Below are 26,081 nucleotides of genomic sequence, written 5' to 3'. Positions count from 1 at the left end.
GTCACCCCTCGCAGATCAACAGAACAGTGTCCGCAAAGGCCGCGCCCACCTCTGGGTAGGCGGTCTCGGCCTGATCGGCGGGCATGGCATAGAGCAGCTCTTCAACCAGAGTATAGGCCCGGTCGAGATCCGGCGGCGTGATGTCCACCCGGCATCCCGGGCTGACCGATACCTCTTGGGTGACGGTATAGGCCGTATAATAGGTGGGATCATAGGCCTTGATGGTCACCCCATCCGCCGCGACAGGCTGCTGGAGGGGGCGCCGGTGGCGGGTGACGATCCGCCCGTCCACGACCTCGGTCGAGACATGCTCGGGCGCACCCAAGGCAATCGGCGCCTCATTGCGGCTCAGATAGGTATCGCCGACATAGCCCGCGGTCCAGCGCAGGTCGAACCCCTGTAGAAGGCCCAATTCGGCCGGGTTCAACCGGCCATCCATATCGCCATCAAGACCCAGATCCTCGAAGACGAGGAGCGAATAGAATTCATCATAGACCCATGTGACTTCCACCGCATCAAGCCGCCCGTCCCCGTCAACGGAAAGCGAAAGCCCCGTGTCGACAAAGACATGCGGATGCGCCTGCACGGCGGCAGGCGCAAAGATCAGGGCGGCACAGGCTGCAAGGCGGGCTTGGATCAGGGTCATTTCAAAGGTTTAGCGACCCCTGAGCAGACCGGCAAGCGCTCCCCCTGCAGTGGCCCGTGCGCAGTGGCAAGAGTCAGCGCATGCGGGTGTCGGGATGCAGCGCCTTGCCAAGGATGTGGTCGGACCTGTGGATCACATGATGCGCCTGGCCGATGATCAACGGATCCGGTGCCGTGGCGATTGCAGGATCCTTGTCTGGATAGTCCAGCGTGCTCAGGAAATGGCGCATGCAGTTCAGACGCGCGCGTTTCTTGCAATTGGACTTCACCACGGTCCAGGGGGCATCGGCGGTATCCGTATAGAAGAACATCGCCTCCTTGGCCTCGGTGTAATCGTCCCATTTGTCCAGCGATGCCTTGTCGATGGGCGACAGCTTCCACTGTTTCAGCGGATCGGTCTCGCGGGATTTGAAGCGGCGCAGCTGTTCGTCCTGGGTGACCGAGAACCAGTATTTGTAGAACCGGATGCCCGAACGCACCAGCATCTGCTCCAGATCCGGCGTCTGGCGCATGAACTCCAGGTATTCGCTGGGTTCGCAGAAGCCCATCACCCGCTCAACGCCCGCCCGGTTGTACCAGGAGCGGTCATAAAGCACGATTTCGCCGCTGGTGGGGAGGTGCTGCAGGTAGCGTTGGAAATACCACTGGCCGCGTTCTTCATCGGTTGGCTTGTTCAGGGCCACCACCCGTGCGTGGCGCGGGTTTAGGTGTTCGGTGAAGCGTTTGATGGTTCCGCCCTTGCCGGCCGCATCGCGCCCTTCGAACAGCATCACGAATTTCTCGCCGGTCTCCAGCGCCCAATGTTGCACCTTGAGCAATTCGGCCTGCAGCTTGGCCTTTTCTTCCTCATAGGCCTTGCGGGCCATCTTGCGGGCATAGGGGTATTTGCCACTTTCAAAGGCACGGCGGATCTCGTCCGGCGCGGGCTTGGTTGCGGCGCTGTCGGTCTGGCCATTCGCTGGGGCTTGGGGCTGAGGGGGGGATGTCGGCATCTGGTACTCCTAATAAATCAAACTTGGGACGGATCCTAACATGGCTCGCCCCATCCATCGCTGACCTGTGTCAAACAGGTTCAAAAACTGCCGGTGACGTGACGAACCGCTTGCACGGTCGGGGTCGCCGCACCAGCCTGTGACGAAAACCGGAGGATCTTGTAGTGCAGACAGGTTTCGAGACCCTGAACGGCCAGCCGTTCTACGTGAGGTGCTGGGGTGATCCCTCTCTGCCGCCCCTGCTGATGTTGCATGGTTTCCCCGAATATGGCGGTGCCTGGCAGGAGCTGGCAGAGCAGCTGTGCCACCGCTTTCACTGCATTGCCCCGGATCAGCGCGGCTATGGGCAAAGCTGGGCACCGCAAGAGATCGAGGATTATGCCACCTCCAAGCTGGTCGCCGACATGGCCGCCCTGATCGACCAGATCGGAGCGCCGCTGACCGTTCTCGGCCACGATTGGGGAGCGGCGGTGGCCTATGGGCTGGCGATGTTCCGTCCCGAACTGGTGTCGAGGCTGATCATCGCCAACGGGGTGCACCCGGTGCCCTTCCAGCGCGCCCTGGCCAGTGGGGGCGCGCAGGCCGCCGCATCACAGTACATTTTGTCCCTGCGGCGGGAGGGATCGGAGGCGCGGCTGATGGCCGATGACTTCAAGATCCTGCGCGCCCTGTTTTCCGCCCATATGGATCTTGGCTGGCTCACCGGGGAACGGCAGGACGCGTATCAGACCGAGTGGTCACGCCCCGGGCGCATGCGCGGCATGGTGAACTGGTACCGGGCCTCGCCCTTGCAGGTGGCGCGGCCAGAGCAACCGATCCCGATGCCCGAACTGCCGCTGGAGCGCCTGCATGTGCCACAGCCGCACCTGTTGATCTGGGGGGCCGACGACACCGCGCTGCTCCCAGAGGCCACCGAAGGTCTGCAAGAGTTCGCCCCGCATCTGAGCCGTGTCGACATCCCCGGCTGCGACCACTGGCTGCACCACCAGAAGCCCAAGGAGATGGCCGCAGCGATCCTGTCCTGGCTGGAGGGTTGACCACCCTCCCAGTCGGATGCGACCTCAGCTGTGGTTCCAGTCGTCCGGGTTGTCCGAATTGTTGGGGCTCAACCCCAGCACATCGCCCTTGGTGGAACAGCCCAGCCCAAGCACCGTCCGGTTGGCGTAAGAGAAATAGGCAGTGACCTGGTTGATCTCCAGGATCTGTCCGTCGTCGAACCCGGCCTGGCGAAGCGCCTCGACATCGGACCGTTCCACGCTGGCCGGATCTTGCGTCAGTTTCCGCGAATATCCCATCGCCACCTGTTGGGCAGGATCCAGCGGCGCCGCCTCGGGATCACGCGCCTCGATCGCGGCGCGTATGGCCTGCCCGCGCGCCTCATCCCTCAGCAGCCTTTGCAAGCCCGCAAAATGATGTTCGACGCAATAGGCGCAGTCGTTCAGCGAAGAGACCCAGACGCCCAGCACCTCGAGGAACCACTTTGGCAGCGTATTGCCCGAATGGTGCAGCACGTTCTTGTAGATCGCCATATGCCCCTCCATCGAATGAGGGCGCAGGCTGTGCACCATCATGATGTTGTCGACATTGCCACCAGGTCCGGTGACGCGATCGTAGAGCCTCTTCAGCTTGCCGGTGGCTTCGGCAAAGGGAATGGTTTCAATCCAGGCCATGCATGTCCTCCCTTGGTTGCCAGGGAGATTAGCCGTCCTGTCGCCAGGCGAAAGCCATTTGCCCCGGGAGAGCGTTCACAATTCCGGCAGCTCTGCCAGTCGCGCCACCGCCGCAATGGCCGCCTTGATATCCTGCTCCTGCGTGCGGTGGTTGGTGATGGCTGCGCGCAGCAGGGTAACGTCGCCGACGCGGGTGGTGGAGAATACCGCCTCGCCACTGTTCTGCAGGGCCTGTGCGATCTTTGCGTTCAGCCGCGATTGCGCCTCGGGCGGCAGATCCGCGCGGGCCGTGAACACACAGACGTTGGAGACGACCCCGGCGCCCAGCGCCATCCTGGGGTGTTCCTTAACCTCCGCCCCCATCAGGGCCGCAAGGGCGCAGTTGCTCGTGATGGCGGCGGCAAAGGCCGCTTCCCCGTATGCCTCCAGCGCGCACCAGACCTTGAGCGCGCGATTGCCACGCGACAGATCGATGCCGTAGTCGCAATACCAGGGATCACCCCCGGCAAGGCCGCTCTCGGCGCCTTCCAGATAGGCCGGGCGCGCGGCAAAGGCGGCGCGATGGGCTGCCTCATCCGCGATCAGCACGAGGCCGCAGTCATAGCCCACATACATCCATTTATGGAAATCAAGCGCGATACTGTCGGCCCGGCCGATCCCGTCACTCAAGGACCGCCAGGGGGCATCCGCGATCCGCGTCCAGGCGCCAAAGGCCCCGTCCACATGCAGCCACAGCCCGTGATCTACAGCGAGATCCGCCAGCGCATCAAGGTCATCAAAGAAACCCAGATCAACAGAGCCCGCCGTTCCCACCAGTAGGAAGGGCACTGCACCTGCGTCCCGGTCTACCGCAATCATCCGGGACAGCGCCTCTGGGTCCATCTGCCCGTCCTTCAGCGGCACCTGGCGTAGATTGTCGGCCCCGACCCCGATCAGCTCCAGCGCCTTGCGGGTGGCATTGTGCACGCCCACCCCCGCATAGGCCGCGAGCCGCACAGCCCCCTGCCCGGTCTTGCGCACATCAGGCAGTGCCCGCACCCGGGCTGCCTGAAAGGCGATCACCGTCGCCTGCGAGGTTCCCGTGGTCAAAACGCCGCTAGCGCCCTCGGGCAGGCCCATCTTGGCTCGGGTCCAGTCGATCACCGCGCGCTCCATGTAAACGGCGCCATGATCGCGCCCGCCGACATTGGCATTGACCACCGCCCCCGCCATGCCCGCGATCAGGTCCGAGGCCAGCCCAGTCCCCTGCACCCAGCCCCAGAAGCGCGGATGGATATTGCCGCCATGATGGGGCAGCACGTCCCGTTCGATCCGCCCCACCAGATCACCGCCCTGCCCGATCTGGTAGCGCTGCGGCAAATCCCCCGGCACCGGCTGCCAGGGACGATCCCGCACATGCTCGAGCTGATCCAGCGCAGCCTCCAGCATCCGATGCGCCTCGCCTCGGAAAGCCGTCCAATCCTTTGGATCCAGATCATTCCCACGTGTCATCCGCCCATGCCTCCAGCAGCTGTTTCCGCCTACATGACATATGGAAGCAAGCTTATCCACAGGGCCGCTCCCCCTCTTCCCCGCAAGGCTGACACCTGCCATAATGCCCCTCAACCAAAAGCAACCAAGAGCAGCCCGACAAAGATGGCCAACGATCTTCTGAGCACGCCTGACGCCGAAACCTATGATGCCTCCTCGATCGAGGTGCTGGAGGGGCTGGAGCCCGTCCGCCAACGCCCCGGCATGTATATTGGCGGCACCGATGAACGCGCGCTGCATCACATGGTGGCCGAGATCCTCGACAACTCCATGGACGAGGCGGTCGCGGGCCATGCCAACCGGATCGAAGTTGAACTGCACGCCGATTACTCGGTCACCGTGCGCGACAACGGCCGCGGCATCCCGATCGACCCGCATCCCAAGTTCCCGGACAAATCCGCGCTAGAGGTCATTTTGTGTACCCTGCACGCGGGCGGCAAGTTTTCCGGCAAGGCCTATCAGACCTCGGGCGGTCTGCATGGGGTCGGCTCCTCCGTGGTGAACGCGCTGTCGGATTCCATGGTGGTGCAGGTTGCCAAGAACAAGGAGTTGTTCGAGCAACGCTTTTCACGCGGCATCCCGCAGGGGCCGGTGGAAAAGGTCGGCGCCGCCCCAAACCGGCGCGGCACCTCCGTGACCTTCCACGCGGACGAACAGATCTTCGGCTCGCACCGGTTCAAGCCCAAGCGGCTGATGACGCTGGTACGGTCAAAGGCCTATCTGTTCTCGGGCGTCGAGATCCGCTGGAAATCCGCGATTGATGATGGCGAAACCCCGCAAGAGGCCACATTCCACTTCCCCGGCGGCCTGAAAGACTACCTGTCCGAGGTTCTGGGCAAGGCCACCACCTATGCCGACGCGCCCTTTGCCGGCAAGGTCGAGTTCCGCGAGAAATTCGGTGAGCCGGGTTACGTGGAATGGGCGATCAACTGGACCCCGACCCGGGATGGTTTCATCCAGAGCTACTGTAACACCGTGCCCACGCCCGAGGGCGGCACCCATGTTGCGGGCTTCTGGGCCGCAATCCTGAAGGGCATCAAGGCCTACGGGGAGCTGGTCGGCAACAAGAAGGCAGGCCAGATTTCGCGCGATGACCTGTTGACCGGGGGCTGTGCGCTGGTCTCCTGCTTCATCGCCGATCCCGCCTTCGTGGGCCAGACCAAGGACCGCCTGTCGACCGAAAGCGCCAACCGCATGGTGGAAAACTCGGTCCGCGATCATTTCGACAACTGGCTGGCCGCCGACACGAAATCCGCCGGCGCCATCCTCGATTTCCTTGTCCTCAGAGCCGAGGAACGCCTGCGCCGCAAGCAGGAGAAGGAAACCCAGCGCAAATCGGCCACCAAGAAGCTGCGCCTGCCGGGCAAGCTGACCGATTGCACCTCGAAGGACCGCACAGGCACCGAGCTGTTCATCGTCGAGGGCGACTCGGCCGGTGGGTCCGGCAAGGGCGCGCGCAACCGGGAATATCAGGCGCTCCTGCCGCTCAAGGGCAAGATCCTGAACGTTCTGGGCGCGGCCTCGAACAAGCTGGGATCGAACCAGGAAATCAGCGACCTGTGCGAGGCGCTGGGGGTGGGCCTGGGCACCAAGTTCAACCTGGATGATCTGCGCTATGACAAGATCATCATCATGACCGATGCGGATGTGGACGGGGCGCATATCGCCTCGCTTTTGATGACCTTCTTCTTCACCCAGATGCGCCCGCTGATCGACGGCGGCCACCTGTACCTTGCCTGCCCGCCCCTGTTCCGCCTGACCCAAGGCGCGCGCCGGGTCTATTGCCTTGACGAGGCAGAGCGCGACGTCTGGCTGGAAAAGGGCTTGGGCGGCAAGGGCAAGATCGATGTCTCCCGCTTCAAGGGTCTGGGCGAAATGGACGCGAAAGACCTGAAAGAGACCACCATGGATCCCAAGACCCGCAAGCTGATCCGGGTCACGATCGACGAGGACGAACCGGGCGAGACCGGCGATCTGGTGGAGCGTCTGATGGGCAAGAAACCCGAACTGCGGTTCCAGTATATTCAGGAGAACGCCAAGTTCGTGGAGGAGCTGGATGTTTGAGGAGACTACACAGACGCGTAGGTACGATGAAGATGGAACAAAACTTGAGTCACTAGGACTGAAAATTACAAAGATATACTTCATACTCCTCTTTGCTGGAATACCACTTCTATACTACTTTGGCGTCTTACAGCTTGCACCAATGAGCTTAAACGAAGTCGGCGATTTTCTAGCTGGCGCTTTTGGGCCATTGGCAATCTGTTGGCTTGTTCTAGGTTTCTTCCAACAAGGGAGAGAGCTAAGACACAGCGTTCAAGCCCTTCAGTTACAGGCGAAAGAATTACAGAACTCGGTTGAGCAACAAAAGGAAATGGTCGGAATTACGGAAAAGCAATTGAAGTTGGATATTGCAGTACGTGAAGATCAAACTCTCGCGTCCCGTTCAAGGGAATTGCCATTCTTTCAATTGAGGGGCGGTGGAAGTTCGGCCACTGGCGGAAGGCGTACTTACAAATTTACTGCAAAAAACGTTGGAGCGGCTTCACTGAGCTCCACCGTGGCCCTAGAAGACAACCCAGACCTGCAATTGCAAACCGAAAACCTCAGCTATCTTAGCTCTGAACAAGAACAACAGATTCAAATCACGAATATCGATGATAGAAAACTTGATATTTCAAAGGAGTATAAACTTACTCTAGAAAGTAAGAATATTCGTGAACAGGTTCGCAGGCAAGAATTCATAATAAAGAACGGGGTCCCAGTGCTGTCTGATTGTGACCCTGAGCTAGGGTAAAAGCCAGCCCATAATGTTGACGAAATCTGCTTCACTGAACATTCTTGTCAATAAAAGGCCCGTGCCTGACCTTGGAAGGGCGCGAATGCGCCTTCGTTATGCTGAAAGCATGCCTCCGGCATGACGGGAAGGTCAGGCGCGGGCCGTGCGGCTACGCTCCACGCCCCAAGGGGACACCCTGCAGGCGCTGCATCTTGGGGCAGGTGTTTCGGCTTGGGGCTCCGCCCGTTCTTTCCCCAAACAGTGCCCCGCACTGTTTGCCGCTGCGCGGTCCGGGACGAACTCCCGAATGTAACGTCAGGCGCGCGCGCAATTGCCCGTTTCCATTGCCTCTGCCTGCAGCTACCCTCCCGATCAAAACAGGGAGAGACCCATGACCCCACAGGATTTGCAGTCCGTTCTGGCCGAAGGCTTTGCCGATTGGGTGCAGGCGCTGGATCTGACCGTGACCGAGGCCAGCCCGGAACAGACCACCCTGCGCATGCCGCTGACACCGAACCTTGCGCGCATGGGCGGGATCGTCTCAGGCCAGGCTTTGGCGGCGCTGGCCGATACCTCCATGGTGCTGGCGGCCTTTGCCCATAATGGAGCCGTGCGGGCGCTGGCGACGACGGATCTGCACACGCAATTCCTGCGCCCCGGTGTGGGCACCGCGATCCTCTGCCGTGCATCCGTGGTGCGGGCCGGGAAATCGCTGGTCTTTGCCCGCGCCGAGATGAGCGAAGAGGACAGTGGCAAGCTGGTCGCCACCGCCACCGCAAGCTTCTATGCCGCATAAGGCAGCTTTGCAGCCCGCGCCTGCTGCGCTAGCCTGATGCCATGATCCTGCGTCTTGTCCTGATTGCCCTGATCCTCAGCTCCTGTGGGCGCGCATTGACGCCGCAGGAGCACGCCTTCCTGTCGGATATTCACGGGGCAGATGTGCAGGTGGAGAAGCTGCGTATCGTCGATGGCGCGCCGGTGCCGACCACCACCTTTTATCGCAAACCGCGCCCGCGGGTGGCCTGCCGTGAACGCATCCTGCCGCCGATGAAGGAAGGCCGTGTCACCTCCTCCCCGGCGGCGATGACGGTCTTCAACAAGATCCTGTTCATCAGCGACTGGTACGCGGAGAACTACCTGCCCGCCTACCCCGAGCGGCTGTACCTGGTTGAGGCGATGCTGCTCGCCCATGAGGTCACCCATGTCTGGCAATGGCAGAACCGGGCGCGCACCGGCTATACGCCGCTTCTGGCCGCAGCCGAGCACCAGGGCAACCCCGATCCCTACCTGTTCGAATTGGATCAAAGCCCCGATTTCCTGAGCTACGGCTACGAACAGCAGGGCGCCATCGTCGAGGAATACGTCTGCTGCCGCGCCTTGGCGCCACAGGGCGCGCGCACCAAGCGGCTGCATGCCATGCTGAAAGAAGTGATGCCGGTCACCGACCTTCCAAAGACCCGCCAAAGCGACGTCTACCTGCCCTGGAAGAACGCCGATCTGCGCGGGATCTGCAACTAGGCGCGTTAGGCTTCCGGCTGGAGGCTTTCGAGATAGGTCATCAGCGCCGCCAGCGGGCGCGGCGTCGGCGTCAGGGTGCCGTCTACCTCGACCGGGATCAGGTCGCCTTCCAGCAGGGTTCCGAACTCCGGCATGAGGTCTGCGCCGACCTTGCCGCGCCCGTATCCATCAATCTGCGACATCACCTTGGCACGCGGAAAATCACCGCCGTGACGGGCGCTGATCCGGCGCAGATCCGGTGCCTTGCCGGTGGTCTCACGGTTGGCGATCTCTGCGTCGCTGCCGTGGCAGATGGCACAGTTGCGGTTGAAGATCGCCTGCCCCTCCTCTGGGGTGGGCATGCTGATCACCGCTTCGGTGCAGGCCACCGCCAGGGCTGCCAATACCGGAAGGGCCAACAGGGTTGCTCTTCTATTCATCGTATCGCTCCTGCCGAATGGGTCGCGCCGAATACGCTGTTTTTTCAAAGTTTAGCCGCCTCTTTGAGCAGGGTAAACCGCTTCTCCATGGGTCGCGAACACGTGCGGTTCCCGGCTCAGGAGATCTGCAGCAGCTTGCCCTGTTCAAGCCGCAGCATGCGGTCCATACGCGCGGCAAGGTCAAGGTTATGGGTGGCGATCAGCGCCGCCAGGCCAGAGCTGCGCACCAGCTCCATCAAAACCTCGAACACCTGATCGGAGGTGCCGGGATCAAGATTGCCGGTCGGCTCATCCGCCAGCAGGACGCTGGGCCGATTGGCAAGCGCCCGACAGAAGGCAACGCGCTGCTGCTCCCCACCGGACAGTTCAGCCGGGCGGTGCGCGGCACGTGCCGAAAGGCCGACAAGATCCAACAGCTCCCTGGCCCGCTGCTCTGCCTCTTTCGGGCGTGTCCCATCGGCCAGTTGCGGCAGGATGATATTCTCGGCGGCGGTGAATTCGGGCAGAAGGTGGTGGAACTGGTAGATAAAGCCGATATCGCGGCGGCGCAGACGGGTGCGGCTGCCCTCCCCAAGCCCCACGACCTCTTGCCCCGCGATCGACAGGCTGCCCGCATCCGGCGTGTCGAGCAGGCCCGCGATATGCAGAAGGGTGGATTTCCCAGCCCCCGAGGGCGCCACCAGGGCCACCACCTCTCCGGGTTTCAGCGACAGATCGACACCGCGCAGGACGTCCACCTGCGCACTGCTGCCACGATTATAGGCCTTGGTGATGCCCTTCAGGTCCAGCGCCATCTGCGGGTTCTCTGCGGTCAGATCATTCATAGCGCAGCGCCTCCACCGGGTTCAGCCGGGCGGCGCGCCGGGCCGGGAAGATGGTGACCACGAAAGACAGCCCCAGCGACAGGGCCACGGCAGACAGCACATCGGGCAGATTCAGCTCGGCCGGGAGCGCATAGATGCCCCGGATCGACGGGTCCCAGACACCGCCTCCCATGACATAGTTCACGAAAGAGAAGATCGGATCGATATATAGCGCAAACAGGCAGCCCAGGATCACGCCGCAGATGGTGCCGATGACGCCGGTGAAGGCGCCGCAGATGAAGAAGACCCGCATCACCGACCCTTCACTCAGTCCGATGGTGCGCAGGATGCCAATGTCACGGCCCTTGTTCTTGACCAGCATGATCAGCCCCGAGACGATATTCATGGTGGCGATCAGCACCAGGATCGACAGGATGATGAACATCACGTTGTCCTCCACCTCCAGCGCGCGCAGGAAGCCGCCCGAGGCATCGCGCCAGGTCCAGGCGCCGATCCCCTGCCCCGCCGCCATCATCAACGGCACGACAACGCGATCCACCGCTTCGGGATCCGCAACCATCACCTCGATCTCATCGGCAACACCTTCGCGGTTGAAAAAGGCCTGGGCCTCGGCAAAGGGCATATAGAGCCGGGTGCGGTCGATGTCATAACGGCCGGCGGTGAAGATATAGACCACCTCATAGGCGTTGACGCGCGGGCTGGTGCCAAACGGGGTTTTCACACCATTTGGGGAGATCAGCTTGATCCTGTCGCCAGCACTGACGCCAAGCTCGCGCGCGACCCCCGACCCGATGGCGACCCCCTGTTCAAAGCGGGCCAGATCGCCAGAGTAGTCCTCGCTTTGCGCCACGCCCGGAATCGCCTGGAGATCCGCAGCCGAAATCCCGAAGACCTCCACCCCCGCATTGCGCTGGCGCAGATTGGCCATGACCTGTCCCTTGATCAGGGGAGCGGCGCGCATGACGCCGGGCACCTCGCCCACGCGGGCGGCAAGGTCGGTGTAGTTTTCCAATCTGCGATCCAGGCGCCCGTCCTCGGCCATCTCGCCATAGGAATAGAGCGTCACATGGGCATTGGCGCCCAGGATGGTGCCGACAAATTCAGAGCGAAACCCCGAGCGCACTGCTAGGGTCGCAATCAGCGCAAAGACCGCAAGCGTGATGCCAATCAGGCTGATCCAGGTCATCACGCTGACACCGCCCTCGGCCCGGCGCGCGCGCAGATAACGCCATGCAATGATCCATTCAAAACGCGCAAATGGCGGGGGGGAGGAGGTCATGGCTGCTCGGCTCTTTCGTGGCGCGGATTATTGCTTGCGCCAAGCCTATTGTGCGCCACAAACAGGGTCAAGCGCACCCATTTGCGACAGCCTATTCTAGCGGATCGAAAGCCCACGCGCAGCGCACATTCACGTGAACTTCGGCCCAATTTCCTGAGCACCATTCCCACATCAACCCACGGAAAAGAGACCAAAAATCGCGTTTTCGTGGCTTCACGGGGATCTCGCTGCCAGGTGATGGAACGTGAGGGTCGCAAGGCTATCCGGCGGACATGTTCGACGGCAGGCTGCACCCACTTCAGCAACGAAGTCCTACACAACAACCACGGGCACAGTTTCATGACCGACATTCGAATTGTAACAACCAACACCTCCCTGCACGGCGGCACCTTCCTGACACCGCTTTGGTTTGCCGCCCATGACGGCTCTTTCGACCTCTACACCAATGGCGAGGCAGCCTCGGCAGGGCTTGAGGCCCTGGCCGAAGACGGCAATTTCACCCCGATCAATGAAGAGGTGCTGGCCGCTGACGCCGATGCGGTGACCGGCGCCGTCCTGGGCGCCGCCGGTCCGATTGCCACCGGTGAAACCGCAAGCAGCACTGTCAGCCTCAATGGCAGCGCGACCAGCCATATCTCGCTGAGTGCGATGATCCTGCCGTCAAACGATGCCTTCATCGGCACCGAGAGCGCCATTCGCCTGTTTGATGAAGACGGCAATTTCCTGGGCGCCCAGAACATTCGCTTTGACGGCGCTGACGTTCTTGATGCCGGGACCGAGGAAAACACCGAAGAGGATGCAGCCTTTTTGAACCAGACGGCGGCTAATACCGGCGTGGATGAGAACGGCGTTGTGCATGAGCACCCGGGCTTCCTGGACGATGGCAATATCCTGGGCGGCACCAATGCGGCCGGCGCCTTCATTGATCCCGAGGCCGCGGATTTCACCCAGCCCGGCGCACAGATTGCGGACGTGCATATCAACACGGTGGAGACCTTCGAGGGCAGCCGTGGCTCGGATGTGCTGATCGGTTCGGCCTCTGATGATCTTGCGAACGGCGGACGTGGCCAGGACGCCTTGCTGGGGCGTTTGGGCTGGGATGAGCTGTCGGGGAACGCGGGTCGTGACTACCTTGATGGCGGCAAGGGCAATGACACGCTGGACGGTGGCCGTGGCAATGATGTTCTGCTTGGCGGTCAGGGTGCGGATGTCTTTGTCTTTGAACAGGGTGACAAGCGAGATCGCATTCAGGACTTCAATGCGGATGAAGACGTCCTGACCCTGTCCATCGAAGGTATCGAGAGCCTGGATGATCTGACAGACCTCGCCGAACAACGCGGCCAGAACACGGTGATCGATTTTGGTGAAGGCGATGTCCTGGTGCTGCGCGGCCTTGAGCTGGACAGTCTGACCGATCTGAACGTGGACTTTTTCTAAGTCAGGCGGATCACCTCGGCAGCCCTCCGGTCTACTGCTGGAGGGGAAACGCAAAAGGCAGGCCATCCGGCCTGCCTTTCATCCTATCGTCCAATGGCAAGTCTCAGAAACCGCGGCCGGCGGTATGCGGCTCATAGATCTTGGCGATCTTCTTCACCGCCTCTTCCGGGCTCAGCTCTTCACTCTCGCCGGTGCGGCGGCAGGTGACTTCGACCACGCCGTTTTTCAGCCCGCGCGGGCCGACTGTGATGCGCCACGGCAGACCGATCAGGTCCATGGTGGCGAACTTGCCGCCAGCGCGTTCCTTGCGGTCATCATACAGCGGCTCAAGACCCGCCGCGACAAGCGCTGCATAGATCTGGTTGCAGGCCGCGTCTGCCTCGTCATCGCCCTGCTTGAGGTTGACGATCCCGCAGTGGAAAGGCGTCACACCCTCCGGCCAGATAATGCCCTTGTCGTCGTGGCTCGCCTCGATGATGGCGCCAACCAGGCGGGAGACCCCGATCCCGTGGCTGCCCATGTGCACCGGGATGGACTTGCCATCAGGCCCCTGCACGGTGGCACCCAGGGGATCGGAGTATTTGGTGCCGAAATAGAAGATCTGGCCCACCTCGATGCCACGGGCACTGCGCTGACGTTCGGCTGGGATCTGGTCGAACAGACGCGCATCATGGGTTTCATCGGTGCGGGCGTAAAGTGCCGTGAACTCCTCCATCACCGCGCGGCACTGGTCCACATCGTTATAGTCGATGTCCCGCTCGCCCAGGCGAATATCGGTGACCGCGCTGTCGTAGAAGACCTCGCTTTCGCCGGTGTCGGCCAGGACCAGGAATTCGTGCGTGTCATCGCCGCCGATCGGGCCGGAGTCCGCACGCATCGGGATCGCCTGCAGGCCCATGCGCTCGTAAGTGCGCAGGTAGCTCACCAGGTGACGGTTGTAGGCGTGCAGCGCGTCTTCCTTGGTCAGGTCGAAGTTGTAGCCGTCCTTCATGTAGAACTCACGCCCCCGCATCACGCCGAAACGCGGACGGATCTCGTCGCGGAACTTCCACTGGATCTGATACATGGTCAGCGGCAGATCCTTGTAGCTGCTGACATGGCTACGGAAGATATCGGTGATCAGCTCTTCGGCGGTGGGGGTGAACAACAGGTCCCGGTCATGACGATCGGTGATGCGCAGCATTTCCTCGCCGTAGGCATCATAGCGCCCGCTCTCGCGCCACAGGTCGGCCGATTGCATGGTCGGCATCAGGACCGGGATATGGCCCGCGCGCATCTGTTCTTCGTGGACGATGCCTTCGATCTTCTTCAGCACCTTGAAGCCCAGCGGCAGCCAGGAATAGATCCCGGCGGCGGATTGTTTGATCATGCCGGCCCGCAGCATGTAGCGGTGGCTGACGATCTGAGCCTCGGAGGGCGTCTCTTTCAGAACAGGCAGGAAGTAACGGGACAGGCGCATGTCGCTCTCATTCGTTCGAAGGGTTTTCATGCGGTCTAAGCCATCGTCGCGCCTCAGGCAATCGGGCTTTGAAAATGAGGCGCACTACGCTTGGTCATTCCAGGCAGAAAAATACTTGAACAATGATTTCAGTTTGTGAATGGTCAAACAAACCCATCGGAGGCGCGCATGCACGATACAATCACTGAACCCGCTCGGGAGATCCCTGTCGTGCACCGTACCGATGTGCTCGTGGTCGGCTCTGGTCCCGGCGGGCTGGCGGCGGCCTTGGCGGCGGCCCGCTGCGGGGTGGAGGTCACGCTTCTGGAGCGGTTCGGCTGCTTTGGCGGCAATATCACCACCGTCGGGGTCGAGGGCTTTGCCTGGTACCGCCACGAGCAGACGGTCGAGGCAGGCGGCATCGGCTGGGAGTTCGAGGAACGCGCCAAGGCGATGGACGCGGCCGTTCCCGAAAGCCAGTCCCTGTCCTATGAGCTGGACGCCGAAGGTTTCAAACTGGTGGCAGACAAGCTGGTCGAGGAGGCGGGCATTCACCCGATGCTCCACCGCATGTTCGTGGCGCCAATCCGCGAGGGCAACCGGATCACCGGCGTCATCGTGGAATCCAAGGCCGGACGCGAGGCAATCCTGGCCCGGCGCGTCATCGATGCCACGGGAGATGCAGACATCGCGCATGCGATGGGCGCCCCCACGATCAAGACCCCGATCGAGGAAATGCAAGCCGCCAGCGTGATGTTCCACATCGCGGGCGTCGACAAGCAGAAGTTCATGGAAGGCGTCAAGGCCGACCCGCAAACCTACAAGGACTGGTCCACCGGTGAATGGGAGGTCGAGACCTCGGGCAAGGAGGATGACATGTTCTCGCCCTTCCTGGCCAAACCCTTTGCCCAGGCCTTGCGCGACGGGGTGATCCCGGCGCATCTCAATACCATCGGCGGCACCTGGGGCGCGGTGCATGACAGCGGCGAGATGACCTATATGAACCTGGTGCACCTGGCGGGCTGCGACGGCACCGATCCCGACAGCATGACCCGGTTCGAGATCGAGGGCCGCAAGCAGGCCATGCACGCGATCAATGCGCTGAAAGCCTATACGCCGGGCTGCGAAGGCGCGCGGCTGCGCAACTTTGGCATGACCATCGGTATCCGCGACACCCGCAAGATCGACGCGCATCACAACATCACCGAGGATGAGACCCGCAACCAAGGCCGGTTCGAGGATACCATCGGGATCTACCCCGAATTCATCGACGGCTACGGCATCCTGATCCTGCCCACCACCGGGCGCTACATGCAGATCCCCTATCGCGCGATGCTGCCGAAGGGCGTCGAGAACCTGCTGGTCACCGGTCGTGCCATCGGCGGCGACAAGGTGGCCCATGCCGCCACCCGCAACATGGCCTGCTGCGCCGTTGCCGGTCAGGGGGCAGGCGTTGCGGCGGCCCTGTCGGTGAAGTCGTCCTGCAGCCCGCAGGACATCGCCATCTCTGCCGTGCAGGCCGAGTTGACCCGCCAGGGTGTGCGGATCCACTAAACGAGCCCCGGCCTGTTGACCCCATAACCCGGTTTCCCGCTCATATCGCACTTGCGGCCGCTTGGCGGTTGCATGCGCGTGCAGCATGGGCAATGACTGGACGAGACTGGCAGACAGATCATCAAAGGGCAGCTTGCGCATGGCACTACCGGCGAAGAAGCAGTTTCTCTACTGGGGCATTGCCGCCTTGGTCTTTGCGGTGGTGCTTTGGGCGCTTGGCGATGTGCTTTTGCCGTTTGTGCTGGGCGCGGCGATTGCCTATCTGATCGACCCCATTGCCGACCGGCTCGAGGCCGCGGGCCTCAGCCGGGCCGCGTCCACCGCGGTCATTACAGTCGGCGCCATGCTGACCTTTCTGCTCATGCTGCTGGTGGTCCTGCCGACGCTGATCTATCAGCTCAGCGACCTGATCCGGGTGCTGCCCGAAGCCTTTCGGGATCTGCGCGCCTTTGCGCAAGCGCAGTTCCCCTCGGTCTTTACCGAAGGCAGCCGCGCGCAACAGACCATCGCCTCCATCGCCGGAACCCTGCAGGGCAAGGGGATCGAGCTGTTCGAATCGCTGGTCGGCTCGGCCATGTCCGTGGTCAATCTGCTGGTGCTTTTCGTGATCGTGCCGGTGGTTGCGGTCTACCTGCTGCTGGACTGGGACCGGATGATCGAGCGGATCGACGCCTTGCTGCCGCTGGATCACGCCCCGGTCATTCGCAGGCTGGCAGCTGATATCGACAAGGTCCTGGCCTCCTTCATCCGCGGCATGGGCACGGTCTGTCTGATCCTCGGCGTCTATTACGCCGTGGCCCTGATGCTCGTGGGTCTGAACTTCGGGCTGGCTGTGGGCTTCATTGCTGGGCTTGTCACCTTCATTCCCTACCTGGGAGCCCTGATCGGCGGTGCCCTGGCCATTGGCCTCGCGCTGTTCCAGTTCTGGGGTGAATGGTGGTCCATCGGGCTGGTTGCGGGCATCTTCGTGATTGGCCAGGTGATCGAGGGCAACTACCTGACTCCCAAGCTCGTCGGTGGATCGGTGGGGCTGCACCCGGTCTGGCTGCTGCTGGCCCTGTCGGTCTTTGGCGCGCTCTTTGGCTTTGTCGGCATGCTGGTGGCCGTCCCCGTAGCGGCGGCCTTGGGCGTGGTTGCAGGTTTCCTCACGGAACAGTATCTGGACAGCCGATTGTACCAGGGACTGAGCCACCGGGATTCGAAGAAGTAACATGGCGCAACAGCTGAGTTTCGATCTGCCCGCCAAGACCGCGCTGGGCCGCGACGATTTCTTTGTGGCCCCGTCCAATGCTATGGCCGTGGCCCTGCTTGATCCCGGCTTTTCCTGGCCCAGTGGCAAGCTGGTGCTGACGGGACCGGCGGGATCGGGAAAGACCCACCTTGCCCATGTCTGGGCCAAGGCCTCGGGGGCGCGGATCCTGCAGGCAAAGGATCTGACCGAAGCCATGGTGCCCGCATTGGCCGCCGGTCCGGTGGTGGTCGAAGATGTGCCGCTCATCGCCCGGGACACGGCCGCACAGGAAGCCCTGTTTCACCTGCACAACCTGGTGCTTGCCAACGGGCATGCCATGATGATGACCGGCCGCGCGGCGCCCAATCTCTGGGGCCTCAGCCTGCCCGACCTGCAAAGCCGGGTTCAGGCCGCCACCCATGCCGAACTGCAGCCACCGGATGATGCGCTGCTCGCCGTGGTTCTGGCAAAGCTCTTCAACGATCGCCAGATCACGCCGAAACCCGATGTGATCCCCTATCTGGTGGCCCATATGGACCGGTCCTTTGCCGCTGCCGCCCGCATCGTGGAACAGCTTGACCGGCTGTCGCTGGCGGAAAAACGCACCCTGTCGCGCCCCCTTGCGGTGCGGCTGATGTCGCAAGAACCGGGGATCAACGCCCCGGAAACCATCGCCGGATCCAAGAGTTGACCCAGCCCCCTTCCTTCGCCCATCCTGCAGCAAGACACCTAACGGAGCGCTCATGACCGTGACCGAGGACCCTGCCACCGCCGACTGGGGGCCCTTTGGGCGACCGTTGTTTGACGATCCCAGTGCGCGGGCGCTGTCGCGGGTGGGCGTGGTGGACGTGGGATCGAACTCGGTCCGTCTGGTGGTTTTTGACGGCGCCGCCCGCAGCCCGGCCTATTTCTACAACGAGAAGATCATGTGCGCGCTTGGCGCCGGGCTGTCGGAAACCGGGCGTCTCAATCCCGAGGGGCGCAGCCGTGCCCTGGCCGCCCTGCGCCGCTTTCAATGCCTCGCCGAAGGCATGGGATTGCCGCCTCTTTCCGTGGTTGCCACGGCCGCAGTGCGCGACGCGAGCGACGGGCCGGATTTCTGTGCCGATGTGCTGCGGGAAACCGGGCTCAAGATCTGGGTCATCGACGGGCGTGAAGAGGCGCGGCTGTCGGCGCAGGGGGTTCTCTTGGGCTGGCCCGGCTCCTATGGTCTGGTCTGCGACATCGGCGGCTCTTCCATGGAGCTGGCGGAAATTCACGACGGCGAAGTCGGCAAGCGGGTGACCTCTTCCCTGGGGCCGCTGAAACTGCGCGACATCAAGGGCGGGCGGCGTGGACGCAAGGCGCATATCGCCAGCGTGATGGATGAGCTACACGCCGAGATGGGCAAGCAGAAGGACCGCCTGTTCCTGGTGGGCGGCAGCTGGCGCGCCATTGCCCGGATCGACATGGCGCGGCGCGGCTATCCCCTGAAGGTGCTGCACGAATACCGGATGAGCGCAAAGAGCGTGCGTGAAACACTGAAGTACATCGAGAAGCGCGACCTTGAGGAACTGCGGGCCGAGACCGGAATTTCATCGGCGCGGATGTCGCTGGTGCCCTATGCCATCGATGTGCTGACCCGGCTGGTCAAGACCTTCAAGCCCAAGGATATCGCGATCTCCAGCTACGGGATCCGCGAGGGGCTGCTGTATGAACAGATGCCCCAGCGCCTGCGCGAACGCGATCCGCTGATTGAAGCCAGCCGTTTTGCCGAAGCCAAGGACGCGCGCATCCCGGGCTTTGGCAAGACGCTCTATGATTTCGTGATCCCCCTGTTCAGCAACCGGCCACACACGAAAAAGCGCCTGATCAAGGCAGCCTGTCTGCTGCATGACGTCAGCTGGCGCGCCCATCCAGACTATCGGGCGGAGGTCTGTTTCGACAATGCCACCCGCGCCAATCTCGGCGGGCTGAAACACTCCGAACGCGTCTTCCTGGGGCTGGCGCTGCTGCACCGCTACCGCAACAAACGCCAGGGAACCGCTTTTGAATACCTCTATGACCTGCTGGACGAAAAGGGCCAGAAGGAAGCGGAGATCCTTGGAAAGGCGATGCGGTTTGGCGCCATGCTGATGGTCAGTGACACCGGCGAAATCGGCGCATTCAAATGGCAGCCGCGCAAGAAGCACCTGACGCTGGAGCTTCCGCGCGCGGCAGAGCCTCTGTATGGGGAGGTTGCCGAGGCCCGCCTGCGCTCTCTCTGCGACACGCTGGAAGCCGAGCTGAAGGTCAAGATCTCCGGCTGATACCGGGCGAATTCGCCCGGCAGACGCCCAGATCACAGATCGATGGCATTGCCTTCCGGGGCGGGGTTTTCCTGTGGATCATCCGGCTCCGGGTCGGGTTTTCTGCGAATGATGATATCGCCATTGGGGAGGATTTCCGGCAGCTCATAGCGGCTCCAGTCCTCCACCTCGGCGGCGATCTCGGCAAGGGCCGGTCCCATGCGGGCCAGGAAATCCCGCATCGACGGACCAACCTCGCTGGCGAAATTCTCGGCGAACTCCTGCAGATCTTCCAAAGCCGGGCTCATCTCCTGACGCAGCCCTTCCCAGAACAGCTCTGCCCCTCTTTCCATCAAACCCTTGCCGTTATTGTCTGCCTGCTCGGCAGCGACTGGTGCCACGAGGCAGCTCAGGCACAGGGCGCTTATGCATAATGTCCGTTTCATGATACCAATATAGGCAGGGTGCGCGACGATTTTAAGTCAGATCGATATCCAGGCTGACCGGGAAATGATCCGACGCCATCAAGAGCGCCTCGCGCAGCACCTCATCCTTGTAGCAGGCGGCATCCTCGAACGGGTGCCAGATCCGCCAGCGCGGGTTGCACCCCTCCAACCCCTTGGAGATCATCACGTAGTCAAGACAGGCGCGAAAGAAACGTTTCCTGTCTTCATCGTAGAAACGCGCGGTGCTGGGCGGGCTACCGGGGCGCGGCTGGCTCAGGATCTGAGCATGGGGATCGCGCAGCTCCTGCCCCATCACGATTTCGACCGAGGACCGGCCAAACAGCCGTTCGTACTCATCCAGTCCCGGACCATCGTTCAAATCCCCCATTACGATCAGATCGTCCCCTGCCGCCACATGCGCCTCGATACGGCGATGCAGCCAGATCGCCTGAGCCAGCTGGGTGCGCCGATTCTCCAGCGCGCGCTGGATGATCGCATCATGCCCCTGCACGCCATAGGGGGCCTTGGATTTCAGATGCGCACCGATCAGGCGGAGTGTCCTGCCGCTGTGAAGGGTGACCGCCAGTTCCAGGGGCGGCTTGGAAAACCGCACCCTGTCAGGCCGTTCATCGATATCAAGGTCGATTTCGAAACTGCCGTCAAAGCGAGGCGCCTCAGGGCTGCTTTGGGCATCGTGTTCGGCGCTGAGCACCGCCGGATCATACATCAGGGCGATTTCCTGATGGGTATCGGTGGCAAAACCGCTGACCACCTCGCAGGCGCGCAGGCCCGCCTCGGCAGCAAAGGCGCCAAGCGCGCGCACGGTGCGCTGACGCCGCCCGGTATTGGGCGCCTCGATCACCATCACCGCATCCGCATCCAGCGTCTGGAACACATGCGCCAGCGACACCGCCTGGGTGTAGCGATCCACATCATAGCGCCCAGAGGGTTTTTCATCCAGAATCAGCTGGTCGTTCTTGTCGAACAGATGCGAGAACCACTCGACGTTATAGGTGACCAGCCGCATGGGTCCCGCATCCGTTGATCTCGTCCCAGGCGCGGTTGATGTCGATCATCCGTTTTTCCGCAAGGCGCACCGCCTCTTCGGGGACGCCGCGCGCCATCATTGCATCCGGGTGGGTTTCCCGCACCAGGCGGCGCCAGTGCTTGCGGATCTCCGCGAGGGGCATATCGGCAGGCACGCCGAGCACCGCATAAGGATCCTTCGGCGCATCGGTCACAAACCGCGCCCGCAGGGCAGTGAACTGCTGCGGGGTTTGCCCGAAGATACGGCTCACCTCTTCCAGGAATTCGTTCTCGCCGGGATGGTAGAACCCATCTGCCATGGCGATGTGAAACAGCCCCTCCATCAGGTCGCACAGGGTGGCCGGGTCATTGGCAAACATGCGCTGGATACGGGCGGCATAATCCTGGTAGCCCGCCACATCGGTGCGCGCCATGTTGAACACCCGGGCCGCACCCGCCTCGTCAGCGCGGGCAATCTGGAAAACCTCGCGAAAGGCGGTGACCTCGTCCCGCGTCACCTGCCCGTCCGCCTTGGCCATCTTGGCGCCCAGGGCGATCACCGCGATGGCAAAACCGACGGTACGCTCAGGCGGTGCCTTAAGCTTGTCAAAGACATGCGCCAGGCTTTCCCCCTTGGCCAGCGCGCCCAGCGCCTCGGATATGCGGGTCCACAGAGACATGCCCAGAGGTTAACCGGTCTGCGCCGCGCTGTCAGGGGCTGCGTCGGCCTCTACCGTCAGAATTTTCTGCATCAGCACAAGATCCAGCCACCGCCCCGCCTTGCGACCGACCTGCGGCAGGCGTCCCACCTCGTCAAATCCCATGGCGGCGTGAAAGGCCAAGCCTCCGGTATTGACCGCGCTGATCCCTGCCACAAGCACATGGATCCCCTCGGCGCGCGCGACATCCTCGATCGCGGCGATCAGGGCGCGGCCTGCCCCACGGCCACGGGCCGTTTCGGCCAGGTAGATCGTGTGTTCGCAGGTGCGGGCATAGCCGGGGCCCGCGCGAAAGGCCCCCAGGCTCACATAGCCAAGGAGCGTGCCTGCCTCTTCGGCCACCTGAAAGCGTGCGCCTTTTTGAGCAATCTCGCTGGCGATCTGATCCGCAGGTTTCTCTGCCGTCGTGAAGGTGATCAGCGTGTCGCGGATGATCTGATTGGTGATCTGCGCGATCCCGCCCGCATCCGCCGCAGTGGCCTGTCGGACGATCACCGCAGGACCCGCTGCCCATGCGGGGTGTCGAATTCCGCTTCCATGGCGGCAGGCCCGGTCTCGAACACCAACCGCCCATCGTTGAGCGGCAGCATCTCCTCCAGCTTCGCCGCGTCAGGATGAGAGATCACCAGGCGACGCAGCGCGCAGCCCTGCTGCTCCAGCCGGGGGGCGGGGTGATCGCTGTGCCATTCAATGAGCGCCGGAAAGAGATTGCCATAGGGCAGCTTGCCATCTGCAGGCACTGCCATGTCCCAGACCAGATCGCCGCGCGTCAATGCGACGGGCGTACCAGCCCCGTCCGGCATCCGCTCCAGCAGTTTCGGCAGGCCGGTTGTGCGACAGATCCAGTTGGTGAGACGCGGCGTCCCGCTGAAATTATCAAGATCAAACCAGCACGGGCTGCGTTCCGGCGTTGCACCCGGATCAAGGGCGATGGCTTCCAGATACAACCCATCCGCCAGCCCCAAAAGCCGGTTGTGGGTGCCAAAAACCTGGTGCTGCCCACCCGCCTGCAGCGGGACGCCCAGCGCTGTCTCAACGTAGTCTGCAGCCGCCTCCAGCGTCTCGCCGGCCACGGCAATGTGATCCAGTTCCATCATCGCCTATCACTCCCCTGTTTTCGCCGCACCTTAACGGCAAATCCAAGGTTCACAACGTGAAAGCCACGGCGCCCAACCACCCTATCAAACAGGAAACCCGGCGCCACTGGGGCACCGGGTCGTTTTCTTGGCGTTTTGTCCGCCCTAGCGGATCAACGGGATCAGCTGCGCGCTTCGCGGATCAGCTTCAGGATATCCTGCGCCGCCTCGGGGATATTGGTGCCGGGGCCGAAGATCGCCTTGACGCCATTATCATAGAGGAACTGATAGTCCTGCTGCGGGATAACACCGCCGCAGATCACGATGATATCCTCGGCGCCCTGCTCCTTCAGCTCTTTGATCAGCTGCGGTGCCAGCGTCTTGTGACCGGCCGCCTGGCTGGAGATGCCCACGACATGCACGTCGTTGTCGATGGCATCCTGTGCCGCCTCGGCCGGGGTCTGGAACAGCGGCCCCACGTCAACGTCAAAACCGATATCGGCAAAGGCGGTGGCAATCACCTTGGCGCCGCGGTCATGACCGTCCTGGCCCATCTTCACCACCAAGAGGCGCGGACGGCGGCCTTCTTCCTCCGCGAAGTCCTCGATGGATTTCTGGATCGCGGCAAAGCCTTCGTCGCCTTCGTAAGCGGCGCCGTAAACGCCCGCCAGGGTTTTCACCTCGGCGCGGTGACGGCCGAATTCTTTTTCCATTGCCATGCTGATTTCCCCAACAGAGGCCCGGGCACGGGCAGCTTCGACAGCGGCTTCCAGAAGGTTGCCACCTTCCTTTGCACGACGGGTGACCTCATCCAATGCACTCTGACAGGCGGCCTCGTCGCGTGTTGCGCGGATCTGTTGCAACCGGGCAATCTGGCTTTCGCGCACCGCGACATTGTCCACGTCGAGAATGTCGATCGGATCTTCCTTTTCCTTGCGGTACTTGTTCACGCCGACGATCACCTCTTCGCCGCGATCGATCATTGCCTGACGTTTGGCCGCGGTTTCCTCGATGCGCAGTTTCGGAATGCCGCTGGCCACCGCCTTGGTCATGCCGCCCATGTCCTCGACGTCCTGGATGATGGCCCAGGCCTTTTCGATCAGCTCTTCGGTCAGGCTTTCGACGTAGAACGACCCCGCCAAGGGATCGACCACCTTGGTCACGCCGGTTTCTTCCTGCAGCACCAGCTGGGTGTTGCGCGCGATGCGGGCCGAGAAATCGGTCGGCAGGGCAATGGCCTCATCCAGCGCATTGGTATGCAGGGACTGGGTGCCGCCCAGAACCGCCGACATCGCCTCATAGGCGGTGCGGATCACGTTGTTATAGGGATCCTGCTCCTGCAGGGAGACCCCCGAGGTCTGGCAGTGGGTGCGCAGCATCTTGGAGCGGTCGTTCTTGGCACCGAATTCGGTCATCACCCGGTACCACAGGGTCCGCGCCGCGCGCAGCTTGGCGATTTCCATGAAGAAATTCATGCCGATGGCAAAGAAGAACGACAGGCGGCCGGCGAATTTGTCCACGTCCATGCCGGCATTGATCGCCGCCCGCACGTATTCGCGGCCATCGGCAATGGTATAGGCCAGTTCCTGCACCAGGTTCGCACCCGCTTCCTGCATGTGATAGCCGGAAATCGAGATCGAGTTGAATTTCGGCATCTCGTTCGAGGTATATTCGATGATGTCCGAAATGATCCGCATCGAAGGTTCGGGCGGATAGATATAGGTGTTGCGCACCATGAACTCTTTCAGAATGTCGTTCTGAATGGTGCCCGCCAGCAAGCTCTTGTCGTGCCCCTGCTCTTCACCTGCGACGATGAAGTTGGCCAGGATCGGGATCACCGCGCCGTTCATGGTCATCGAGACCGAAACCTTGTCGAGCGGGATACCGTCAAAGAGGATCTTCATATCCTCGACACTGTCGATGGCCACGCCGGCCTTGCCGACATCGCCGACCACCCGTTCGTGGTCACTGTCATAGCCGCGGTGGGTGGCCAGGTCGAAGGCGACCGAAACCCCCTGCTGACCGGCGGCCAGGTTGCGGCGGTAAAAGGCGTTGGATTCTTCCGCCGTGGAGAAGCCCGCATATTGGCGGATGGTCCAGGGGCGGCCCGCATACATGGTGGCCTTCACACCGCGGGTAAACGGTGCAAATCCAGGGATCGTGCCGACATGCGGCAGATCCTTCGTGTCCTCAACCGTATAGAGCGGCTTAACGTCGATATCCTCGAGCGTCTTCCAGGTGAGATCGTCGAGCGGGCGTCCGCGCAGCTCTTTTTCAGCCAGAGCCCGCCAATCGTCTGTCTTCGTCATGGGGTCTTCCTCTCGTCAAGTCGTTCTGGGGCAGGTTCTGTCCCGCCACCTGTTTGTCTGGGTCATACATCAGCTGGATCTGCGACAGCCCGTCGGCGCCCGCAGCCAGCCACATCAAATCGTCCGCATAGCGTTCACGCAGGGCGGCACTTTGCACCTCGTCCAGCGGCCGCCAGCGTCCTTCGCCCTGCGGCAGGGCAAGGGCGGCAGAGGTCGGCATCGTGCGGCGCAGCTCTTCCAGCCGCGGCGAAGCGGCATGGCGCATACGCGCATTCTCACGCGGCCCCTTGCAGCCGGTCAGCAGTTCCAACTGCAACTCGGGCCGCCCGCCGAAGGTCTCGAACGGCAGCACGCGGATCTCGACCTCCGGCATGGAACAGGCGATATCCGTCAGCACATCCCGCCAGCTGCGCGTGCTGTGCAGCAGCCGGTCCAGTTGCCCTGCGACCGGCACCCGGTGGCCGCGCGCCACCGCATAGGTCAGTGCCGAGGTCCAATAGCTTTCCAGGCTGCGCAGGTTGACCGCCAGAACCGAGATGTTCCCGTCAAAGGCCTCGTGAAAACGTGCCAGCCGTTCGCCCACACCGCAGTATAGGTCGGCCAGGCGCAGGTTCTCGCGGATGCTGCCCATCATGTTCTCGTCGCTGATCAGCAACTGTTGCGTGCCCGCCTGCCGGGCCTCGTCCAGGCGCATCTTCAGTCGCCCGCGCGCCCGTTTGGCACCCTTGGCAGCCCCGATCACCGACGGATTGGGCAGGATACCGTGAAACAGCCCCTCGCGGGTGCGATCCGGCCCCCAGGCCACCAGGCCCTGCTCGGCCAGCGGGGCGGCATTGAAGCGCAGATAATCCTGAAACGAAGTTGTGGCGCACCGGTGGGCACCCAGATGAACAATCACTTGCATCGCTTTTCCAGTCCTTTG

General features: G+C 62.4%; 25 protein-coding genes. 10 read left to right on the top strand and 15 right to left on the bottom strand.

What is annotated here, in order from left to right; genetic code table 11:
- Position 1 precedes the first annotated feature (1 nt).
- Together PXK07_RS02535 and ppk2 are read right to left on the bottom strand one after the other, a co-directional pair.
- Positions 2-646, bottom strand: a complete 645-nt coding sequence (locus PXK07_RS02535) for a DUF1007 family protein (RefSeq protein WP_274846617.1) — start codon at positions 644-646, stop codon at positions 2-4.
- Between the two features lie 73 nt (positions 647-719).
- On the bottom strand, positions 720-1,637 hold the full coding sequence (gene ppk2, locus PXK07_RS02530) for a polyphosphate kinase 2 (RefSeq protein WP_274846616.1): 918 nt from the start codon (positions 1,635-1,637) through the stop codon (positions 720-722).
- 164 nt (positions 1,638-1,801) lie between these two features.
- On the opposite strand from ppk2, the gene PXK07_RS02525 reads away from it, so the two are divergent.
- Positions 1,802-2,674, top strand: coding sequence for an alpha/beta fold hydrolase (locus PXK07_RS02525; RefSeq protein ID WP_274846615.1), 873 nt, complete (start codon positions 1,802-1,804; stop codon positions 2,672-2,674).
- A 24-nt stretch (positions 2,675-2,698) separates the two neighbouring features.
- Here the strand turns inward: PXK07_RS02525 and PXK07_RS02520 are convergent, their stop codons facing one another.
- Both PXK07_RS02520 and PXK07_RS02515 read right to left on the bottom strand, forming a co-directional pair.
- Positions 2,699-3,307, bottom strand: a complete 609-nt coding sequence (locus PXK07_RS02520) for a carboxymuconolactone decarboxylase family protein (protein ID WP_274846614.1) — start codon at positions 3,305-3,307, stop codon at positions 2,699-2,701.
- Between the two features lie 75 nt (positions 3,308-3,382).
- The gene (locus PXK07_RS02515) at positions 3,383-4,798 is read right to left on the bottom strand and encodes a pyridoxal phosphate-dependent decarboxylase family protein (RefSeq protein WP_274846613.1); all 1,416 of its coding nucleotides are present in this window, start codon (positions 4,796-4,798) and stop codon (positions 3,383-3,385) included.
- A gap of 144 nt (positions 4,799-4,942) precedes the next feature.
- Between PXK07_RS02515 and parE the strand changes: the two genes are divergently transcribed.
- The 4 genes from parE to PXK07_RS02495 all read left to right on the top strand — a co-directional run bounded on the left by parE (position 4,943) and on the right by PXK07_RS02495 (position 9,134).
- Entirely contained in the window at positions 4,943-6,901 is a 1,959-nt protein-coding gene (parE, locus tag PXK07_RS02510; RefSeq protein ID WP_274846612.1) for a DNA topoisomerase IV subunit B, read from the top strand.
- Complete coding sequence (locus PXK07_RS02505; RefSeq protein ID WP_274846611.1) at positions 6,894-7,634, top strand: hypothetical protein; 741 nt, start codon at positions 6,894-6,896, stop codon at positions 7,632-7,634. Before parE ends, PXK07_RS02505 begins: the two co-directional genes overlap by 8 nt.
- Positions 7,635-8,007: 373 nt before the next feature.
- The gene (locus tag PXK07_RS02500; protein WP_274846610.1) at positions 8,008-8,412 is read left to right on the top strand and encodes a PaaI family thioesterase; all 405 of its coding nucleotides are present in this window, start codon (positions 8,008-8,010) and stop codon (positions 8,410-8,412) included.
- Positions 8,413-8,453: 41 nt separating this feature from the next.
- Entirely contained in the window at positions 8,454-9,134 is a 681-nt protein-coding gene (locus PXK07_RS02495) for a hypothetical protein (protein WP_274846609.1), read from the top strand.
- 5 nt (positions 9,135-9,139) lie between these two features.
- Here the strand turns inward: PXK07_RS02495 and PXK07_RS02490 are convergent, their stop codons facing one another.
- From PXK07_RS02490 to PXK07_RS02480, 3 genes are all read right to left on the bottom strand, one after another.
- On the bottom strand, positions 9,140-9,553 hold the full coding sequence (locus PXK07_RS02490; RefSeq protein WP_274846608.1) for a c-type cytochrome: 414 nt from the start codon (positions 9,551-9,553) through the stop codon (positions 9,140-9,142).
- Positions 9,554-9,669: 116 nt separating this feature from the next.
- Positions 9,670-10,377, bottom strand: coding sequence for an ABC transporter ATP-binding protein (locus tag PXK07_RS02485; protein ID WP_274846607.1), 708 nt, complete (start codon positions 10,375-10,377; stop codon positions 9,670-9,672).
- A complete protein-coding gene (locus tag PXK07_RS02480; RefSeq protein WP_274846606.1) occupies positions 10,370-11,656 on the bottom strand; it encodes a lipoprotein-releasing ABC transporter permease subunit in 1,287 nt (428 codons plus the stop codon). The genes PXK07_RS02485 and PXK07_RS02480 overlap by 8 nt, the downstream gene beginning before the upstream one ends.
- Positions 11,657-11,995: 339 nt before the next feature.
- Here PXK07_RS02480 and PXK07_RS02475 point away from each other — a divergent pair, with 339 nt between their 5' ends.
- Entirely contained in the window at positions 11,996-13,093 is a 1,098-nt protein-coding gene (locus PXK07_RS02475; protein WP_274846605.1) for a spondin domain-containing protein, read from the top strand.
- 103 nt (positions 13,094-13,196) lie between these two features.
- Here PXK07_RS02475 and proS read toward each other — a convergent pair whose 3' ends face one another.
- Positions 13,197-14,552 carry a proline--tRNA ligase gene (gene proS / locus PXK07_RS02470; RefSeq protein ID WP_274846604.1) on the bottom strand — a complete coding sequence of 452 codons (1,356 nt, stop codon included), beginning with the start codon at positions 14,550-14,552 and terminating at the stop codon, positions 13,197-13,199.
- A 168-nt stretch (positions 14,553-14,720) separates the two neighbouring features.
- Between proS and PXK07_RS02465 the strand changes: the two genes are divergently transcribed.
- The 4 genes from PXK07_RS02465 (at position 14,721) to PXK07_RS02450 (ending at position 19,604) form a co-directional block, all read left to right on the top strand.
- Positions 14,721-16,085 carry an FAD-dependent oxidoreductase gene (locus PXK07_RS02465; protein ID WP_274846603.1) on the top strand — a complete coding sequence of 455 codons (1,365 nt, stop codon included), beginning with the start codon at positions 14,721-14,723 and terminating at the stop codon, positions 16,083-16,085.
- 139 nt (positions 16,086-16,224) lie between these two features.
- Complete coding sequence (locus PXK07_RS02460; RefSeq protein ID WP_274846602.1) at positions 16,225-17,295, top strand: AI-2E family transporter; 1,071 nt, start codon at positions 16,225-16,227, stop codon at positions 17,293-17,295.
- A 1-nt stretch (position 17,296) separates the two neighbouring features.
- Positions 17,297-18,007, top strand: a complete 711-nt coding sequence (locus PXK07_RS02455) for an HdaA/DnaA family protein (RefSeq protein WP_274846601.1) — start codon at positions 17,297-17,299, stop codon at positions 18,005-18,007.
- 52 nt (positions 18,008-18,059) lie between these two features.
- Complete coding sequence (locus PXK07_RS02450) at positions 18,060-19,604, top strand: Ppx/GppA family phosphatase (protein WP_274846600.1); 1,545 nt, start codon at positions 18,060-18,062, stop codon at positions 19,602-19,604.
- A 32-nt stretch (positions 19,605-19,636) separates the two neighbouring features.
- Here PXK07_RS02450 and PXK07_RS02445 read toward each other — a convergent pair whose 3' ends face one another.
- From PXK07_RS02445 to PXK07_RS02415, 7 genes are all read right to left on the bottom strand, one after another.
- Entirely contained in the window at positions 19,637-19,984 is a 348-nt protein-coding gene (locus tag PXK07_RS02445) for a hypothetical protein (protein ID WP_446728345.1), read from the bottom strand.
- A gap of 76 nt (positions 19,985-20,060) precedes the next feature.
- Entirely contained in the window at positions 20,061-21,056 is a 996-nt protein-coding gene (locus tag PXK07_RS02440) for an endonuclease/exonuclease/phosphatase family protein (RefSeq protein ID WP_274846598.1), read from the bottom strand.
- Positions 21,037-21,735, bottom strand: a complete 699-nt coding sequence (locus PXK07_RS02435) for a TerB family tellurite resistance protein (protein WP_274846597.1) — start codon at positions 21,733-21,735, stop codon at positions 21,037-21,039. Before PXK07_RS02435 ends, PXK07_RS02440 begins: the two co-directional genes overlap by 20 nt.
- 9 nt (positions 21,736-21,744) lie before the next feature.
- Positions 21,745-22,269: a GNAT family N-acetyltransferase gene (locus PXK07_RS02430; RefSeq protein ID WP_274846596.1), complete on the bottom strand. Its 525-nt coding sequence runs from the start codon at positions 22,267-22,269 to the stop codon at positions 21,745-21,747.
- Positions 22,266-22,868 carry a VOC family protein gene (locus tag PXK07_RS02425; protein ID WP_274846676.1) on the bottom strand — a complete coding sequence of 201 codons (603 nt, stop codon included), beginning with the start codon at positions 22,866-22,868 and terminating at the stop codon, positions 22,266-22,268. Before PXK07_RS02425 ends, PXK07_RS02430 begins: the two co-directional genes overlap by 4 nt.
- A gap of 164 nt (positions 22,869-23,032) precedes the next feature.
- Positions 23,033-25,159, bottom strand: a complete 2,127-nt coding sequence (gene scpA, locus PXK07_RS02420) for a methylmalonyl-CoA mutase (RefSeq protein WP_274846595.1) — start codon at positions 25,157-25,159, stop codon at positions 23,033-23,035.
- Positions 25,125-26,063 carry a hypothetical protein gene (locus PXK07_RS02415; RefSeq protein WP_274846594.1) on the bottom strand — a complete coding sequence of 313 codons (939 nt, stop codon included), beginning with the start codon at positions 26,061-26,063 and terminating at the stop codon, positions 25,125-25,127. The genes scpA and PXK07_RS02415 overlap by 35 nt, the downstream gene beginning before the upstream one ends.
- Positions 26,064-26,081 lie beyond the last annotated feature (18 nt).

Source organism: Phaeobacter sp. QD34_24 (assembly GCF_028890115.1).
In the GTDB taxonomy this organism is placed as follows: Bacteria; Pseudomonadota; Alphaproteobacteria; order Rhodobacterales; family Rhodobacteraceae; genus Phycobacter.
The sequence above is the reverse complement of the archived record's forward strand: the minus strand, read 5'-3'. Positions and strand labels throughout refer to the sequence as shown.

What these genes read in the sequence shown, in the direction of transcription:
- scpA (WP_274846595.1), bottom strand. Translation starts at nt 25,159, where the DNA reads ATGACGAAGACAGACGATTGGCGGGCTCTGGCTGAAAAAGAGCTGCGC.
- PXK07_RS02450 (WP_274846600.1), top strand. Translation starts at nt 18,060, where the DNA reads ATGACCGTGACCGAGGACCCTGCCACCGCCGACTGGGGGCCCTTTGGG.
- PXK07_RS02425 (WP_274846676.1), bottom strand. Translation starts at nt 22,868, where the DNA reads ATGGAACTGGATCACATTGCCGTGGCCGGCGAGACGCTGGAGGCGGCT.
- PXK07_RS02485 (WP_274846607.1), bottom strand. Translation starts at nt 10,377, where the DNA reads ATGAATGATCTGACCGCAGAGAACCCGCAGATGGCGCTGGACCTGAAG.
- PXK07_RS02520 (WP_274846614.1), bottom strand. Translation starts at nt 3,307, where the DNA reads ATGGCCTGGATTGAAACCATTCCCTTTGCCGAAGCCACCGGCAAGCTG.
- PXK07_RS02515 (WP_274846613.1), bottom strand. Translation starts at nt 4,798, where the DNA reads ATGACACGTGGGAATGATCTGGATCCAAAGGATTGGACGGCTTTCCGA.
- PXK07_RS02490 (WP_274846608.1), bottom strand. Translation starts at nt 9,553, where the DNA reads ATGAATAGAAGAGCAACCCTGTTGGCCCTTCCGGTATTGGCAGCCCTG.
- parE (WP_274846612.1), top strand. Translation starts at nt 4,943, where the DNA reads ATGGCCAACGATCTTCTGAGCACGCCTGACGCCGAAACCTATGATGCC.
- PXK07_RS02460 (WP_274846602.1), top strand. Translation starts at nt 16,225, where the DNA reads ATGGCACTACCGGCGAAGAAGCAGTTTCTCTACTGGGGCATTGCCGCC.
- ppk2 (WP_274846616.1), bottom strand. Translation starts at nt 1,637, where the DNA reads ATGCCGACATCCCCCCCTCAGCCCCAAGCCCCAGCGAATGGCCAGACC.
- PXK07_RS02500 (WP_274846610.1), top strand. Translation starts at nt 8,008, where the DNA reads ATGACCCCACAGGATTTGCAGTCCGTTCTGGCCGAAGGCTTTGCCGAT.
- PXK07_RS02455 (WP_274846601.1), top strand. Translation starts at nt 17,297, where the DNA reads ATGGCGCAACAGCTGAGTTTCGATCTGCCCGCCAAGACCGCGCTGGGC.
- PXK07_RS02435 (WP_274846597.1), bottom strand. Translation starts at nt 21,735, where the DNA reads ATGTCTCTGTGGACCCGCATATCCGAGGCGCTGGGCGCGCTGGCCAAG.
- PXK07_RS02415 (WP_274846594.1), bottom strand. Translation starts at nt 26,063, where the DNA reads ATGCAAGTGATTGTTCATCTGGGTGCCCACCGGTGCGCCACAACTTCG.
- PXK07_RS02535 (WP_274846617.1), bottom strand. Translation starts at nt 646, where the DNA reads ATGACCCTGATCCAAGCCCGCCTTGCAGCCTGTGCCGCCCTGATCTTT.
- PXK07_RS02505 (WP_274846611.1), top strand. Translation starts at nt 6,894, where the DNA reads ATGTTTGAGGAGACTACACAGACGCGTAGGTACGATGAAGATGGAACA.
- proS (WP_274846604.1), bottom strand. Translation starts at nt 14,552, where the DNA reads ATGCGCCTGTCCCGTTACTTCCTGCCTGTTCTGAAAGAGACGCCCTCC.
- PXK07_RS02495 (WP_274846609.1), top strand. Translation starts at nt 8,454, where the DNA reads ATGATCCTGCGTCTTGTCCTGATTGCCCTGATCCTCAGCTCCTGTGGG.
- PXK07_RS02465 (WP_274846603.1), top strand. Translation starts at nt 14,721, where the DNA reads ATGCACGATACAATCACTGAACCCGCTCGGGAGATCCCTGTCGTGCAC.
- PXK07_RS02480 (WP_274846606.1), bottom strand. Translation starts at nt 11,656, where the DNA reads ATGACCTCCTCCCCCCCGCCATTTGCGCGTTTTGAATGGATCATTGCA.
- PXK07_RS02440 (WP_274846598.1), bottom strand. Translation starts at nt 21,056, where the DNA reads ATGCGGCTGGTCACCTATAACGTCGAGTGGTTCTCGCATCTGTTCGAC.
- PXK07_RS02475 (WP_274846605.1), top strand. Translation starts at nt 11,996, where the DNA reads ATGACCGACATTCGAATTGTAACAACCAACACCTCCCTGCACGGCGGC.